At 70.5% G+C, this 15,393-nt stretch carries 16 protein-coding genes; 9 read left to right on the forward strand and 7 right to left on the reverse strand.

The features are described from left to right. Nucleotides 1-272 precede the first annotated feature (272 nt). Nucleotides 273-608, reverse strand: coding sequence for a hypothetical protein (locus BSL84_RS02890; protein ID WP_075969716.1), 336 nt, complete (start codon nucleotides 606-608; stop codon nucleotides 273-275). Nucleotides 609-1,325: 717 nt separating this feature from the next. On the opposite strand from BSL84_RS02890, the gene BSL84_RS02895 reads away from it, so the two are divergent. Next, entirely contained in the window at nucleotides 1,326-1,634 is a 309-nt protein-coding gene (locus BSL84_RS02895; RefSeq protein WP_075969717.1) for an immunity 53 family protein, read from the forward strand. A 187-nt stretch (nucleotides 1,635-1,821) separates the two neighbouring features. On the opposite strand, the gene BSL84_RS02900 is transcribed toward BSL84_RS02895, so the two are convergent. Then, nucleotides 1,822-2,565 carry a hypothetical protein gene (locus BSL84_RS02900; protein ID WP_075969718.1) on the reverse strand — a complete coding sequence of 248 codons (744 nt, stop codon included), beginning with the start codon at nucleotides 2,563-2,565 and terminating at the stop codon, nucleotides 1,822-1,824. 412 nt (nucleotides 2,566-2,977) lie between these two features. After that, complete coding sequence (locus tag BSL84_RS02905) at nucleotides 2,978-3,559, reverse strand: hypothetical protein (protein ID WP_075969719.1); 582 nt, start codon at nucleotides 3,557-3,559, stop codon at nucleotides 2,978-2,980. 202 nt (nucleotides 3,560-3,761) lie between these two features. Here BSL84_RS02905 and BSL84_RS34575 point away from each other — a divergent pair. Continuing rightward, a protein-coding gene (locus BSL84_RS34575) for an IS5 family transposase (RefSeq protein ID WP_420711141.1) occupies nucleotides 3,762-4,747 on the forward strand; the annotation gives its coding sequence in 2 pieces (ribosomal slippage) (nucleotides 3,762-4,163 and nucleotides 4,166-4,747; 984 coding nt in all). A gap of 624 nt (nucleotides 4,748-5,371) precedes the next feature. Here BSL84_RS34575 and BSL84_RS02920 read toward each other — a convergent pair. Further along, complete coding sequence (locus BSL84_RS02920) at nucleotides 5,372-7,570, reverse strand: TerD family protein (RefSeq protein ID WP_075969720.1); 2,199 nt, start codon at nucleotides 7,568-7,570, stop codon at nucleotides 5,372-5,374. Nucleotides 7,571-7,857: 287 nt separating this feature from the next. Between BSL84_RS02920 and BSL84_RS02925 the strand changes: the two genes are divergently transcribed. Beyond that, nucleotides 7,858-8,565, forward strand: coding sequence for a hypothetical protein (locus BSL84_RS02925; protein ID WP_075969721.1), 708 nt, complete (start codon nucleotides 7,858-7,860; stop codon nucleotides 8,563-8,565). 41 nt (nucleotides 8,566-8,606) lie between these two features. Here the strand turns inward: BSL84_RS02925 and BSL84_RS02930 are convergent, their stop codons facing one another. After that, nucleotides 8,607-9,599 carry a BtrH N-terminal domain-containing protein gene (locus tag BSL84_RS02930; protein ID WP_075969722.1) on the reverse strand — a complete coding sequence of 331 codons (993 nt, stop codon included), beginning with the start codon at nucleotides 9,597-9,599 and terminating at the stop codon, nucleotides 8,607-8,609. A gap of 177 nt (nucleotides 9,600-9,776) precedes the next feature. Between BSL84_RS02930 and BSL84_RS02935 the strand changes: the two genes are divergently transcribed. The 4 genes from BSL84_RS02935 (at nucleotide 9,777) to BSL84_RS02950 (ending at nucleotide 11,842) form a co-directional block, all read left to right on the forward strand. Beyond that, nucleotides 9,777-10,181 carry a nuclear transport factor 2 family protein gene (locus BSL84_RS02935; protein ID WP_075969723.1) on the forward strand — a complete coding sequence of 135 codons (405 nt, stop codon included), beginning with the start codon at nucleotides 9,777-9,779 and terminating at the stop codon, nucleotides 10,179-10,181. A 479-nt stretch (nucleotides 10,182-10,660) separates the two neighbouring features. Continuing rightward, entirely contained in the window at nucleotides 10,661-10,981 is a 321-nt protein-coding gene (locus BSL84_RS02940) for an STAS domain-containing protein (protein ID WP_234363396.1), read from the forward strand. A gap of 86 nt (nucleotides 10,982-11,067) precedes the next feature. After that, nucleotides 11,068-11,388, forward strand: a complete 321-nt coding sequence (locus BSL84_RS02945; RefSeq protein ID WP_045322965.1) for an STAS domain-containing protein — start codon at nucleotides 11,068-11,070, stop codon at nucleotides 11,386-11,388. A gap of 94 nt (nucleotides 11,389-11,482) precedes the next feature. Next, complete coding sequence (locus tag BSL84_RS02950) at nucleotides 11,483-11,842, forward strand: ATP-binding protein (RefSeq protein WP_051873252.1); 360 nt, start codon at nucleotides 11,483-11,485, stop codon at nucleotides 11,840-11,842. Between the two features lie 183 nt (nucleotides 11,843-12,025). On the opposite strand, the gene BSL84_RS02955 is transcribed toward BSL84_RS02950, so the two are convergent. Then, the gene (locus tag BSL84_RS02955; protein WP_075969725.1) at nucleotides 12,026-12,397 is read right to left on the reverse strand and encodes an HGxxPAAW family protein; all 372 of its coding nucleotides are present in this window, start codon (nucleotides 12,395-12,397) and stop codon (nucleotides 12,026-12,028) included. A gap of 108 nt (nucleotides 12,398-12,505) precedes the next feature. On the opposite strand from BSL84_RS02955, the gene BSL84_RS02960 reads away from it, so the two are divergent. Both BSL84_RS02960 and BSL84_RS02965 read left to right on the forward strand, forming a co-directional pair. Next, nucleotides 12,506-13,027, forward strand: a complete 522-nt coding sequence (locus BSL84_RS02960) for a MarR family winged helix-turn-helix transcriptional regulator (protein WP_045322962.1) — start codon at nucleotides 12,506-12,508, stop codon at nucleotides 13,025-13,027. Nucleotides 13,028-13,070: 43 nt separating this feature from the next. Then, the gene (locus BSL84_RS02965; RefSeq protein ID WP_079273096.1) at nucleotides 13,071-14,558 is read left to right on the forward strand and encodes a DEAD/DEAH box helicase; all 1,488 of its coding nucleotides are present in this window, start codon (nucleotides 13,071-13,073) and stop codon (nucleotides 14,556-14,558) included. A 109-nt stretch (nucleotides 14,559-14,667) separates the two neighbouring features. On the opposite strand, the gene BSL84_RS02970 is transcribed toward BSL84_RS02965, so the two are convergent. After that, a complete protein-coding gene (locus BSL84_RS02970; RefSeq protein WP_075969726.1) occupies nucleotides 14,668-15,393 on the reverse strand; it encodes a GNAT family N-acetyltransferase in 726 nt (241 codons plus the stop codon).

Raw genomic sequence — 15,393 nt, forward strand, 5'->3', positions numbered from 1 at the left:
AATCAGAAACACGTACCCACGGACATGCCGATCGGGGTCCTGGGTCGGCTCAGGTCAGGCCTGGTGATGCGCAAGCCGGTCCCCGCCCCGTGGATCTGCCCACCGCAGGGCGACCGTTCCCGAAGCACGGCGGCGCGTTCGTGTTCGGCGATTTGGCCACCTGTGGCGAGGCGTCAACCGCCACCTCCACGACCACGGAGCGGTACGGGACCGCGAACCCGCAGGCGGGTGTCCCCCTCCACCCCCACTGATCCGCCGGGCCGCGTGACGGGTCACGGTTTGGCGCCTCGGGTGCGGTCGTTGGGCAGCGTCACAGGGCGCCCGTTCTCGTCGTAGAGGCGGGTCATAAAGATGCGGAAGCCGAGCTCACGGAACTTCACCTCTGCGTCATTGGTGTTGTGGGGGTCTCGGTCGCCGAGGACTGCGCGCATCAGGGTGACCACAGGGATGAGGCGGCCGCCGATGTCGGCCATGACCCAGAAGTCGTTGCGCCCGTGGGCGGTGTAGTCGGGTGTGTCGAGGGCGGCGACGGCGACATCGGCGCGGGTGATGGTGACGATCTCGCCCGTCTTGGTCCTGATAACAGTCTCGGTTGCGGCCGTCGTCATGGGTCCCCTCAAGGCACTGGCACAACAACTTGAAACGTGCAGGATCCTACCGGGCGGGAACGGCCGGTGTCCCAGATACGCCGAGAAGGTTCTGCGGCCGCAGCGGAGCCGTAGGGTCCGGCGGTGCGAATCGGCGGTGCTGCCACCGGGCAGCCCGTTGTCGGTGACAGAGAACAACTCGGGGCAGGACAGGGGGCGGGACCCATGAAGTGCCTGTCGTCCTGCGCCAGCAACAGTGCCTGCGCCCAGCTGGGGTGATGCAGGAAACAGTCAACACCCGGGTGGTCTTTCCACGCGCGGTAAACGACGTGGCAGGAGTGCTCGGCGGCCGGAGGGACGGTGAAGGCCGGCCACTTCGCCCGCTCCCGCAGTTCCCTGTGGAATGCCTCGGCCGCCTCGTAGTCCTCACCGAAGACGAGCTCTTCCGTGTCCGCCGTCGTGAGTGCACGAGTACAGGTGGCCGAGCCAGAAAAGATCCATCATGCCGATCAGCCTGCCGCCTACCCGGCCGCGCCCTTACACGGTCGGCCCTCGATGCTCCGAGGCCAGCCCGCGAGACCTCGGCTGCGCCATCACGACGATGCGCACTACGCATCCTCGGTGCATCTTGACCGCCTGTGCCTTAAGTGTCTTCACCACCGTCTACGCCGGTTCCGTGCTTCTCATGCTGCCCAGCCATGCCGGAGCCGGAATGATCGGCGCTTAGCATCTCCTGTCATGAGCGATTCAGAGGATCTTCTAGCCTGGCTGCAGGACTGGTACGCGCGGCAATGCAACGGCGACTGGGAGCACGAGTGGGGTGTGAAGGTCGCCACGATCGACAACCCAGGCTGGACCGTCGAAATCGATCTGGAGGAGACGGACCTGGAAGGCCGCGAGTGCCCCCGTCAGGACGTCAATCGCAGCGCGCAGGACTGGGTCTGGGCCTGGACCGCTGAGAACACGTTCCACGCCGCGTGCGGCCCCGGGAACCTCAGCGAGGCACTTGCGCTTTTCCGTACCTGGGCCACCGCTCACGTTTGCTGAGCCAGTGCACAGCCGGAGACAGGGAACCGGTGAACCCATGCGAGAAACGCGCTAATTACCGAGTCGGAAGAGCACTTCTGGAAACAGAGTTCCAGCCACACAGTCTTTGCCTGGCACCAGAGAGGGCAGGCCCCGGCCGGGCGGCCGGGGCCTCGGTGATCCACCGAAAGATCTCTAACTCAGGTTGTTAAGGGTTGTCCCGTAACCCACCGGCGGGAGGCAGCCGGACTGTACCTCGACCAGGCCCGCCCCGGCGAACCATCCTTCTGCCCACGATCCCCGCTCCACCTCTCGTGCGGACAGCGCTCCTCTGATCCGCCAAGCCGCCATTCTGAAGCCCCGGCCGAGTGTCGGCCAGACGGTTCCTTTGGGGGCTTGTCACAGGGATCTCGCTGACGTCAGGGGTGCCCATACCAGCCCGTTGCCTTACGGGCACGAAGACGACCACGTAGTCCTCGAACCCTTCATGCAGGCCGAAGTCCTTGCGGGTCATGGCGGCTTCAAACCTGGCTCGGGAGTCCTTGCGTCCCCTGGCATAGACGTGGACCGCGTACTTCGTACCCGGGCTGAGTTTCAGGGGCCTCGGGTGGTCGTGGCCGCCTGGAAGCCAACCCACGGCTGGTCGGGCCGGGCCGGTGGTGGGTCCGTGGAGGATCATCCGCCCACTGGCAGCCGGCTCGTAGGACCACACACCGAGCAACGGCCACTGCTCCGACTGCTCGACCGGCGCGCAGTCGGCGAGCATGAGGGTCACCCAGGCGTCGTGGGACTGGACGCAGCTTCGGACAGTGACTTTTCCAGGGGTGATGATCACGGGCTGCTCAGTACGGAAGTCCGGCATCTGGTCGACGCCCACCAACGCGCCCTCGATGGGCTCGCCGATGAAGAAGTGCGAGTACTCGATGCCGACAACGCCGCAGACGATCTCCATCCCTGAACCGTATGCGTCCCCGCAGCGCCGCCGAGTCGATCTGCGCGGAATCGGGGCAGGCCCGCCTCTCGGCGGCGCCACCAGACCGCCCAGCCGCTTTGGACTGCAGCCGTCCTGGACCAGTTCAAACACCGACTGCCGTTTCCCTGCGACAGACGGCACTTGTGCCGTCTGTCGCAGGTACGTCTCCCCCGGACCGCTCGACGTCTCGAAGCTCCACGTGCAACCTGCGGCTTCTTCCCGGGTGATCGGATCCCTGCAGTGCGGGAGTCAGCGCTGACAGTTCGAGACTCCAGGCGATGCTGGTGCGGTCGAAGAGGGCCAGGAACGTCGCCATGCCGGTTGTCTATGAGGCCCGTGCATGGTGGTCCCAGTCGTGCCTCGCTTTGGTTGGCGAGCAACTACCGGTTGGTCAGCTCCAGTCACCGTGGCGAGGCTGCGAATGCTCGCCGAAAGGTGAGTCGTACACCTCGCCGTCCCCGTCAGTCACCGCATGGCCCGCCTCAGTTCTCGAAGCGGCTTCCCAAAGGCGGATGACAAGGTCGGCGACAGGCACAACACGAAGCCGCAGGGCCGCGGCTACGAGGGCGCGCTCCTTGGCGATCTCCGGGTTGCCCCGGGCCGCGTACCGGTCGAGGTGCCGAGCAGAGACCTGCATGGTCTCCAAATCGCCGCCGCCGGAGAACCCTAGACAGTCGCGCCATTCGATCCCGATGATGATCTCCAGCGCATCCGCCAGGTCGTCGGCGATCAGTCCTGCCTCTCCTTCGGAACTAGCGAACACCACCGGTCGACGGCCATCCTGCTCAGCACACAGGAAATAGGTCCCGCCTGCGGGCTCCCCGGCTATCGGCTCCAGCGGAGCACCCGAGGCAAGCCTCAGCCCCTCGCCGTGATGCTTCCGCCCGATGTCGAAGCCGAACGACGTCCGCAGCAGCAGATCAACCTCCGGGGTGTTCCGGATCAGGTCGAGCAGATACTCACTTGAGGTCATGGCTGGACGCTATCGAGCGCCCCCTCGTCGAGCCGCATACGGGCGACTTTGAGCCGGTGCAGAGACGGAGATCACGGCTGTGGCGCCGACGTGCGGCCCAGACGGCGAAGTCCGCGAGCGTGCTAGGTCCTGTCTGGAGTTCGGATCAGGAGTTCAGTAGATCGCCTGCGCGCGGAGGCTCGGTCTTGATAGACCGTCAGTCATGGCGCGAGGCGATCTCACCGACGAGCAGTGGGCCCTGATCGAGCCCCATCTGCCGATTGCCGCGGTTGGGCCCATCCCTGACCTGCGGAAGCACTTCAACGCGGTGATGTGGCGGTTCCGGACCGGTAGCCCCTGGCGTGACCTTCCGGGCGAGTTCGGGCCCTGGCAGAGCGCGTACGACCGCTTCCAGATCTGGGCGACGCAGGGCGTCTTCCAGCACCTCATGCAGGCAGTGATCGCCGAGGCCGCCACCCGCGGCCAGGCCGACTTGGGCCTGGTCAGCGTGGACTCGGCGACCGCCCGGGCCCACCATCACGCCGCCGGAATGGCCTTGGACCCCGAGCAGTTGGCGGCCTTGGAGATGGTCGTCGAGGTCGAAAAGGGGGCGAGGCGACTGGGCAAAGGCCGCAGGACGGACAGGTCGAGGATGAGGCGCGCATCGAGCGGCGACGGGCCCGTCGGCGACACAGGGCCCGCTTGAAAGCCGCCGAGCTGGGGCGTTCCCGAGGCGGGCTGACCAGCAAGATCCATGTGGCAGCCGACCGGCGCTGCCGCCCGCTTGCGTTCGTCCTCACGCCCGGGCAGGCCGGCGACAGCCCGCAGTTCGCCCCGGTCCTGGAGCGGGTCAAGGTACGCGGCCCGATCGGGCGTCCGCGGACCCGGCCGGACGCGGTGGCCGCGGACAAGGCGTACTCGTCCCGGCGCAACCGCCGCTACCTGCGACGACGCGGTATCCGAGCGGTGATCCCGGAGAAGGTCGACCAGGCCGCGAACCGCAAGAAGCGTGGCAGCGTCGGCGGTCGGCCGGTCTCGCACGACACGGCGCTCTACAAGGAGCGCAACACCGTGGAACGGTGCATCAACCGACTGCGGAACTGGCGCGGTATCGCTACCCGGTACGACAAGACCCCGAAGAGCTACGAGGCCGGACTGCACCTGTGCGGTGCGATGCTCTGGCTCCGCAGCATCGCACCACACTCATGATCCGGACTCCAGACAGGACCTAGGCCGGTGGGACCGGGGGCGGACATCTCCGCACGCGGTTAGGATCCGAGATGTACTTGGGTGGCGAGGATGCGCTCGGGTGCGGCCCAGGCGGACGGGGGCATGCCCGCAACGAGTCGGGCGCCACCACAAGGGACAGCCCGCACCTCGATCGGGTCAGCCCGGGGAACAGTAGAAAATCCAGCGCAGGGCGGCAGGCGTCTCGATCGAGAGCCTGTGCGGGCCGGCACCGGGCCCTCGCACCCGGTCGCCTGCGGCTGCCTTTCCCCTCACCACGGTCACCGCAGAACTCCCGCGGGAAGACCCCGAAGGGGCAGATGAGGTCGCCGGGCTCGACGACAGTCCTCAGGTCGGAGTCCGTCGGCGTGGTTGGAGTGGCGCGCGTGGCAGAGCATCGGTGATTCGTTGGCCGGGTGGTGCCCGTGCCGGCCCGAGGCCTGACGCCCGACCCCGCCGCCCGCTGTCGGCGCGGACGCGGCGAAGCCGGGGTGCCCGTGGGGCCTCCCGGCTTCGCCGTCGACGGCGAGGAAAGCGGGGGGACTAGTTCAGTGGAGTGGTGAGAAGGAAGTCCGCCCATGGCCTCGCCGGCGCCAACGGTAGCAGTCAGGCCGGGATCAGTGCGCGCAGGTTTTCCGGGGTGATCACCACTGACTGCGGGTGGAGTCCTTCCGGACGCTCCAGGCCGACGTACGTGACCGGGCCGTTCGGGACCTGGGTGCCGTCCCACCACGTGATGGCCGTGGACCGGTCGGCCGACCGGTCGGCCATCAGGCCGATCAGGTGCCGGACCGTCAGGTGGTCGCGTTCGACGATGCCGCGCACCAGGGTGGCGACCGACACCCTGTTGCCCTCGACCCGGTTGGCGCTCGGGCTGCCCTTCAGGTACAGGTGCAGCCACTTGGCGTACCACCTGCCGTCGTCCCCTCGCAGGAACACCAGTGGCAGGGCGACCCTGCCCGTCCCCCGCATCTGCGACTTCATGCGGACCGTTCGCGGCTCGAAGGGGCGGCCCTTCTGATCGGCGTCGCGCAGCATGAAGCCGAAGAACGACTCGGCGACCTCCTCGAAGCCCTCCCCGGCGAAGATGTTGACCTGCGGGACGATGAAATCGCCGCGTACGGCGTCCAGGCGCAGGTTGATGAACTCCGAGGCACCGTCGGGCGCCGGGGCGTCGGTGATGTCCCCCGAGTGTTCGCCTTCGAGGTTCTGCAGGGCCGTGTACGACAGCCAGGTCAGCGTTTCGTACGACCCGTCCAGCATGAGCGCCGACAGGTCGAAGTCGGTGCTGCGCTGCGCCTGCCGCCAGTGGACGAAGAACCGCAGCAGCTCCCCGTCGACGGGCGAGACGGAGCCCCTGGGCAGTACGCCGAGTCCGGCGGCCGTCGCCTTGCCGCTGAGCGGCAGTGCGACGTCGAGGACGGCGGGGTCGACCAGCAGGTGCTCCGGCTCCGGGAGCCGGCGCCGCGTCTCGGCGTCGAGGGCCGCGGCGAGGCGCTTGGTCTCGGGTTCCGGCACGGGCGGGCGGGTGTCCGTGGTGACCCAGGCGCGGCCCCCGCGGTTGACGAAGAACCGGCGCGCGGGGTGCGCCTGCGCCTGGGTCCGGTTGTGGAGGTGTTCGCGTACGGACAGCAGGACCCGGCCGGAGACCTGCGGGGCCGCCTCCTCGGCGGCGGCCGTGACCGCGTCGCGCTCCGCCTGCCCGGGGCAGGCGCGCAGCAGCCGGTCCAGGGAGCGCAGCAGCTTGCCCGGGGCGGCGGACGCCAGCAGCCGTGCCGCGCCCGTGACGTCGTCGGCGCCGAGCAGTTCCTCGACGCGGCTGTCGAGGGTCCGGGCGTCCTTCTCGCCGCGGGCGACGGCGAACACGTCGGCGGCGTGCGGCCAGCGCGGGTACTCGTGCGGGTGGAGGCGCTCGCCGAGGCGCTTGAACGCCTCGCGGTGCGCGCTGACGTCGGCGAGCTTGGCGGGGGACGCGGCGACGACCGCGTCCAGGCCGGCGAGGAGGGCGCGGCGGACCGGTCGGGTCAGCGACCGGAAGCGGGTCGGTTCGGCGAGGGACACGTCGCCGTCCGACAGGGCGCAGGCCAGGCGCAGGGCGTCGGTGACGGTGTCCAGCAGGAGGTGTGCGCCGCGGTCGAGGCGGGCGCGGTTGACGACGGCGCGGTTCTCCCGGACCGGGATCTGCGCGGGCTGGGGGCCGTCGGCGCAGTGCTCGGCGAGCACCGCGAGGTCGCGCAAGTCCTCCTCGCCCAACGGCGTGGCACTGCCTGCCAGGCCCAGGTACAGGGCGGTGACCTCGGCTTCGGGGGCGCCGCCCGCGTGCAGGACCGTCATGCGGTCGCCGAGGGCGGCGATCAGCTCGTCGTGCGCGGTGAGCATCTCTTCGTACGTGTGCCGGTAGGTGCCGTACGTCGGGAGGCTCAGCAGGTCGACGACACCGGACCGGAGCTGGTCGAGGATGCCGGCCCGGGAGTCGTCGCGGTCGAGCGCCTCGCGGATGCACTGCGTCCAGAAGTCGAGCGTGTCCGGCACGTTGGCGGGGAAGTCGACGAAGTAGGCGTTGTGCCGGACGTGGTCCCCGACCATCGCGCGAACGGTGTCCAGCGTGCGTGACGCGGTGTCGAGGACGCTCTCCTCGGCCAGGCCCGACAGGCGCTCCAGCAGTTCCCCCGAGAGCTTGAAGCCCAGGGACATCAGCGCTGCGTCGAACTGCCGCGCCGCGGCACCGCCTTGCCCTGCCGGCCCGGAGGGGGCGGGGAGGTGGTGGGTGTGTCGGATGACCAGGGATTCGAGAGGATGGGCCATCCGGGCATGGTCCCAGACCGCCCGACCCGGCCGCACTCGCGTTTTCGCACACCGGAGCGACGAAGCGGGTACCGGTCCGCTCCCGGGGAGAGGGGCGCACACCGCGTACGCCTGCCGGACCGCCTACGCCGACACGACGTTGCCGTCGAGGTACGCCGGTCCGAGATCGACGTCCGCAGGGCTGCCGCACGGGCGGGATTCCGGTGAGGTACCCTCCGCTCGATCATCCACACCGCGCCGCCCGGGGACGAACCATGCCCATACGCTTTGCATCACGGACCTCCGGCGTGCCGGCTCTCGTGGCCGTCGCCACACTGGCCGTCGCCGGCTGCGGGGCGGATCCTGCAAAGCCTGCCTCCGAGCCCGCGCGCCCCGAGCCCGTCGCCGCCTCCGTCTCCCCTTCCGCCGTGGCCTCCGCGAGCCGCCCGCTGACCGCCGAGCAGCTGGTGGCCGCCGCACTGCCGCAGGAGAGCCCGGACGCGGACTGGCATCCCGTCTCCGTCCGCGAGCCCCGGGTCGTCGACTGGAAGGACCAGATCTCCGATCCTGCCTGCCGGCAGCTGCTGGCCGCCGCCCATGCCCGGCGTCCCTCCCAGCCGGCTCCGGCCGTGGTGGACCAGACGTTCAACTGGGAGAACGACAACGGCGGCAGATCCACCCTCGCCTCGTACGGGAACTCCGGCGCTGTGGCGGTGTTCGAGGAGGTTCGCGAGGGGCTGAGCACCTGCCGGTACTACGAGAGCCCGGCCCCCACCACGCCCTACAAGGGCACGGTCACAGTCGACACCGCCCCGAAGCTCGGGGACGAAGCGGTGCAGTTCGAGATCACCGCCCCCACCGAGGTGGGCCCGCACGTCACCCGGTACACCGTGGTCCGCACCGGAAGCGTCATCGCCACGTTCACCAAACTGTCGGTCGGCGGCCGCGACATACGTACCTTCCCGCCTTCCGTGATCGCCCAGCAGATCTCTCTCCTGCAGCAGGCACAGCGCTGAGATACGGGCCTCCGCGACGCCGGAGGCTGATGCTCGTATGCTCAGGCGCCCTTGAGGCAGCTGAGCGCGGACATGGCCTCGCGCTCGATACGTGCCAGATCGCCCATGACCGCGCCGGCCTGGACGAGGCACTGGGCATCGCCCCTCTCACCGGCCTCATTGATCAAGGCCGCTGCCTCCGTCCAGAGGACGGCTGCCTCGGCGTACAGCCTGTGGCCGGTACGCAGGTGGCTGCTGTCCAGCAGTTCGGTGCACTCAGCGAGGAAGTCGCGGTAGACGTTGCGGAACAGGGCGCCGCCGGTACCGGCCTTCTCCATGAGCGATGCCGCCTGGGGCAGGTCCCGTTGCGGGTCGTCGGTGCACTGGAGCCAGGTCCGCACCAGCCTGCCGGCCTTCTCGATGCCGCGGTGGCCCAGGTTGGCGATGGGCGGGTTGAGGAAGGCGTCGGCGCAGGCGGTGATCGCCGGGACGATCTGTCCGTGCGGGGCGGGCATGTTCTTCGGAGTGGTGAGGGTGAAGGACCGGTGCTTGGCAGTCATCGGGCCCCGCGCGGCCCTGGCCCGCGCCAGGCTGGACAGGCTGGTGGAGACCGCTCCGCCCTGCTGGTCGGTGTCCACCAGGTAGGCGGTGTGATCGTCGTAGCCGTACAAGGCGACGATGTGGCCGCCGAAGTGGACCTTGGAGCCGAAGTAGTCAAGGTGGTGGCTGTCGAGCTGGAGTCCGACGGGGTGGCCGGCGTCGATCGAGGCCGCGACGTTGTCCCATGCCTTGCGTGGGGAGGTGGTCTCCTGGACCTGGAGTCGCAGCCGAAGCCTGGCGGCCAGGTTCCGGGTGAGGTCGAAGGGTTTGACGCGCCCTCCGAGGAAGGGAAAGTCCATTTTCTTGCTGTTCCAGTAGAGGAAGGACAGGCCTGAGGCGAGACCGAACAGCATGGGTTCGGAGAGATCGAGTCCTTGGTGCCGGAGCAACAGCCCCAGGGTGGTCGTCTCGCAGTGCTGCGTGCCGCGCGCGTCGATGTCTTTCACCGTGGTCATGCGGTGCCCCCTGGACAAGGTGATCGGTCGGGTGATCGGTGCATTCTCGCCCTGCCGTTGCCGCTGCCGTTGCCGGTCCACCGGCCCGCTGTCGGCTGCGACCAGGCGTGGCCCGCCGGTTCGGGAACGGCCACGCTCTTGCCGGACCCGGCCCGCGGGTGGGGCCATGATGGAGGCATGGCCGATCACGACGATTTCCTGGCGTGGGTACGGACCACGTTGTACGAGGCGGAGGTCGCGCTGCACAACGGCGACGCGGCGCCACGGCGTGCCCTCTGGTCGCACACCGAGCCCGTGAGCGTCCTCGGAGCGTGGCGCAGTGCGGTCGGCCGCGACGAGCTCGACAGCCTCTTCACCGACCTGGCGCAGGGCTTCAGCGACTGCACGTCCTACGAGTACGAGCTGCAGGCCTACGACGTCAGCGGGGACATGGCCTACACGGTCGGTCTGGAGCACACGTCCGCCTCCGTGGAGGGGCAGCCCCGTACCTACACGCTGCGGGCCACCCAGGTCTACCGCAGGGAGGACGGCGCGTGGAAGGTGGCACACCGCCACGCGGACACCGTGACCCTGACTCCCTGACTTCCTGCCGATGGCGGCTGACCCGGCCCATCCCGCTCGCGTCGAGCCCGCCGCCGATCTCCCGGCCGTCGACGATCACAGCGAGTGCCACCGCGATCGGCGGCCAGAGCGCATACACGGTCCAGGAGCCGGGGACCGTGGCGGCGTATCCCAGGGCCCGGCACCCGGCTCCCAGTTCTGGACCAGGCGCTTACGGGCGCATGGGGCAGCTGGTGCCAGGGACCCCCAGCCCCGAATCGGGTCGGCGGCCGGGCATGGGCGGTGGTGGTGGGGGTAGGTGTGTAGTAGCCGTTGGCGATATCCGTGCCGCCGCGTCCTGCCCTCAGAAGCCATTCGCGGGGTGGGGGTGTTCCTGGTCCGGGCCTCCTCGACCGCGCGGCCGCCGAATGCCGCGCACTTCTTTCCCGCTGTAGCGCGCGGAAAGGGAGGGCTCCGATCCGACAGGACGGCCCAGCATGCAACCGCACTCCGGTCAGAGCTTGTCCCCCACCCTCGGTCTCCGCGTGGCCGTGCGCCCCGGCCGGACGGTTCTGACCGTGGCCGGCGAGCTCGACATGGACACCGCGCCGCACCTCGCCGAGGCCACCGGCACCATCGACCTGCACCGTCGGACCCTCACCCTGGACCTGTCGGCCGTCACGTTCATCGACTCCAGCGGCCTCAACGCCCTCCTCGCCCTGCGCCACCGCGTCGGCCTGGCGGGCGGAGCGCTGGAACTCACCGGTCTACGCGACCAGCCTCTGCACCTGCTGGACCTCACGGAAACCCGCCCCCTGTTCACCCTCCGTCTCGGGCACTGACCCGCTGCCGCGCGGAGGGGTACCGGGGCGCGGGGGCGTACCGTACCGTCACGGTGTGTAGATCCACTCGTGTTCCAGGAGGCCGTGTGATTGCGCCCAAGGTGACGGTCCGCACCGACGTCGACAGCGTGCGGGTCGTCGTGTGCTCCGGCGAGTTCGACCTCGACACCACCGGACTCCTGGTGGACGCGTGCGACGTCCAGACGCTCCCGGCCGGTCTCCTGGTCGTCGATGTGCGGCAGGTGGAGTTCGGCGACTCCAGCTTCCTCAACGCGCTCATCCGGCTGCGCAACACCCGTCCTCTCGCCCTCCAGGGCCCGCTCCCGTCCCAGTTGCGGAGGATGCTGGAGATGACCGGTGCCCTGGCGCTGTTCGAAATCCGCGACACCCCAGACCGTGCCGGCTGAGCCGCTCGGGGCAGGCAGCCGGAATCTCTGGCGGCGCCTGGGGCAGGCGCTCCGTATGAGGCCTCGATCAGGCAGGACGGGTCTCCCGGCCAAGGTGAACTGTGCGCAGGCCCGGGAGACCGCCCGCCGCGTCCTCGCCGAACACGACGCACCCCCTGCTCTGGTCGCAGACGTGCTGACCGTGGTCAGCGAACTCGTCTCCAACGCCATCCGCCACGGCGGAGGCCTCACCGGCTTCCGCATCGCCGTCTCGGCCGGCCAGGTCACCATCGAGGTCTCCGACCGCTCACCCCTCCCACCGCACCTGCGCCCGCCCTCCCCCGACACACCGGGCGGCTTCGGGTGGCGCGTGGTGAGAACCCTCGCCCCCGGCACCTTCATCCGCTTCCACCGCGGCGGCAAAACCATCACCGCCACCCTCCCCACCCCCGGCAGCCCTCCCCCGACGCCCTGAGGAAGCCGCCGCCCGAGCAGCACGCGCCCCGGACCCGGCCGCTCACCGTGACGTACGCGGGTGCAGCGTGCGGCGGGCAGGCCGATGGATGAGCAGCATGGGTCATTCGCACGGCTCCGGCCTTTGCCGCGGTCGATCCGTCCGCGGTTCCGCGGTGCGGGGAGCCCCTTCGCCCGTACGGGCTCAGGCCGTCTCTTCGGCGGTCGGCAGCGCCGCCGGGGAGCGGGAACCGGCGACGGCCGCCGTGGCGCGGCGGCGGGGTCCCGCGGCGCGGCAGCCCAGGCAGTCGGCGTGCCCGGTACGCCCCGCGGTGTCCCGGACCCGCCAGTCCCACTCGGCTTCCGGCCGCGGGCCGCTCGGCTTGCCCCAGCCGGCGAGGTGCAGCGCCCAGGTGACGAGACCGGCCAGGGCCACGGTGCCGAGGCCGATCAGGATCCCGGGCGTCCAGGCCGCGCATACGGCGGCCCCCGCTCCGGCGAAGCCGAGTAGGGCCAAGGTGGTTCCGGTCCAGCCGGCCACCGTGTGGCCGAGGTCGACGTGACCGTGCGCGCTCATGGTTCTCCCTGGTCGGAGGGGACAGCAGTAGGCTCGGACAAGGAGATGCTTATTTAGCGAGGTAAGTATCTCACAAGCTAAGTAACTTAGATGCTAAGGAGTATTTGCGTGCAGGGCAAGCCCCGCCCCGCGGCCACGGCCGCGGAGGCGCTTTCGCGCATGGACCAGTTCGTCGCCCTCGGCATCGTCGGCCAGCAGGAGGTGGCGCAGCGGCTCGGCCTCAACGTCACCGATCTGACCTGCCTCGGGCACATCCTGGGCGCCGGGGAGACCCCGCTCGCGGCCGGCGACCTGGCCGAACTGGTGGACCTGACCACCGGCGCGGTCACCGGCGTGCTCAACCGCCTCGAAAAGGCCGGATACGCGCGGCGCCGCCCCGATCCCGCCGACCGGCGCAGGGTGCGGGTGGTCGCGGAGCCGGCCGCCGCGGCCCGGGTCTTCGCCGTCTACCAGCCCTTCTACGACCGGCTCGGCGCGCTGTTCGCCGACTACACCCCCGACGAGGTCGCCGTGATCGCCGACTGGTTCGAGCGTGCGGCGGCCGAGGTCCGCGCCCACTGCGCCCAGGTGCGCTCGGGCGAACTGGACGCCCCGGCGGGTCCGCCCCCCGCTGGTACCATGGGCGGTTGACCATCTTCTTTCCTGCTTCTCCCCGTACTTCGAAAGGTCCTGCATGAGGAACCCGTCAGCTCATGGGCGCTTCGGTGTGAAGGGCGGTGCCAAGGCCGGTTCCAGGACCGCAGCCAAGGCCCCCCGGAGCCTCGGGCCGCAGGGTGAGTTCGCGATGCCCGAGCCGAAGTCGCCGGCGCTGGCACCGGTGGACTCGTTCTCCGAGCTCGACCTGCCCGTCGAGCTGACGCAGACCATGGCCTCCCTGTCGGTGACGCAGCCGTTCCCGATCCAGGCGGCGACCCTCCCCAACGCCCTCGCCGGGCGTGACGTGCTCGGGCGCGGCCGGACCGGCTCCGGCAAGACCCTCGCCTTCGGCCTGGCGCTGCTCGCGCGGACGGCGGGCCGGCAGGCCGATCCGAAGCGCCCGCTGGCGCTGGTCCTCGTACCGACGCGTGAGCTGGCGCAGCAGGTGACCGAGGCGCTGGAGCCGTACGCGGCGGCCCTGCGGCTGCGGATGGCCACCGTGGTCGGCGGCCTGTCCATCGGCCGCCAGGTGAGTGCCCTGCGGGCCGGTGCCGAGGTCGTCGTGGCCACCCCGGGGCGGCTGAGCGACCTGGTCGGACGGCGCGACGTGCACCTGGAGCGGGTACGGATCACCGTGCTCGACGAGGCGGACCAGATGTGCGACATGGGCTTCATGCCGCAGGTCACGGAGATCCTGGACCAGGTGCACCACGCGGGGCAGCGGATGCTGTTCTCGGCGACCCTGGACCGCAACGTCGACCAGCTGGTGCGCAGGTACCTGAAGGACCCGGTCTCCTCGTCCGTGGACCCGCAGGCGGGTGCGGTGACGACGATGGACCACCACGTGCTGCACATCCACGCCGCCGACAAGGTCTCGGCGGCGACCGAGATCGCGGCGCGCGACAACCGGGTGCTGATGTTCCTCGACACCAAGCACGGGGTCGACCAGTTCGTGAAGCACCTGCGCGCCATGGGCGTACGGGCGGAGGGGCTGCACAGCGGCAAGTCGCAGCCGCAGCGCACCCGGACCCTGGCCCAGTTCAAGTCCGGGGCGGTGACGGTGCTGGTCGCGACGAACGTCGCGGCGCGCGGCATCCACATCGACGACCTCGACCTCGTGGTCAACGTCGACCCGCCGGCCGACCACAAGGACTACCTGCACCGCGGCGGGCGCACCGCCCGGGCCGGGGAGTCGGGCCGGGTCGTCACGCTCGTCACGCCGAACCAGCGCCGGGACATGGTCCGGCTGCTGTCCGACGCCCGGATCCGGCCGACGATCACGCAGGTGCGCTCGGGTGAGGCGGCGCTCAGCAGGATCACCGGCGCGAAGGCTCCCTCGGGGGTGCCGCTGTCCGGCTCGGCGCCGACCGACGCCAAGGGCAGGCCGTCGGGGACGGAGCTCGGTTTCCGCGGCATCGGCACCCGGCCCGGCCGGTCCGGCAAGGGCAAGGAGTCCCGCAAGACGCTGGAGGCCCGGCAGCAGGCCGAGGCCCGCCGCGCCGCCCGGGTCCGCCGCGGCATCTGAGGCCACAGTCGGGGCCGGCCCACCGGAGGCCCCTCACGGCCCGGGCCGGCGGCGGCCCGGTCACGGCCCCGCGGCGGCCCGGTCAGGGGCCCGCCGGTGGCTTCGGTGGTCACTCGCGTTCGAAGGCGTGGGAGTGGCCGATGACGCGGAACCCGCGGCGCTCGTACCACCGGCGCGGCCAGTCAGCCGCGTCGGCGGTCAGGAAGCGGGTGCCGCAGCCCGCCTCGCCGGCCAGGTGCAGGGCGGTGGCCAGAACGGCGTCGGCGTGGCCGCGGCGGAAGTGGGCCTCGGCGGTCATCAGGTCCTCTATCTGGGCCGTTCCGGCCGCTGGGTCGAGATAGAGGTCGGCCCAGGAGGCGACCTCGCCGTCCTGCGCGCGGGAGCCGATGAAGCGGACGTCGTCGGCGCCGCGCAGGCGGGCCTCGCGCCGGTCGACGAGCTGGCGTACGACCTCGTCGTCCACGTCCGGGAGGATGCCGCGCCAGCGGGTGGTCAGCGGGCCGCGCAGTGCGTCGAGGCCGACCTCGTGCGCGGCCGCGCGGGCCGGCACCGGGCCGGTGTGGAGCATCACCAGGTAGGTGGAGTGGGTGTAGCCGGCGCTGACCAGCGGGGCGGCGCACGCCCGCGCGGTCTCGTCGTCGAGCACGCTCACCAGGCGGTGCGACAGATGGCCCAGGGCCTCGTCCGCGAGGGCGGGGAGGGCCTCGGGGTCGACGTCCCCGTCGATGACGACCTGGTTGTTCGCGCGGGACTCCGCGAAGGTGTCGTCGTAGGCGGCGAAGCCACCGGGCAGTGGGACGGTACGGACCGCCTGGCGGCGGGCGAAGTCCGCCAT

Source organism: Streptomyces sp. TN58 (genome assembly GCF_001941845.1).
Classification (GTDB): Bacteria; Actinomycetota; Actinomycetes; order Streptomycetales; family Streptomycetaceae; genus Streptomyces.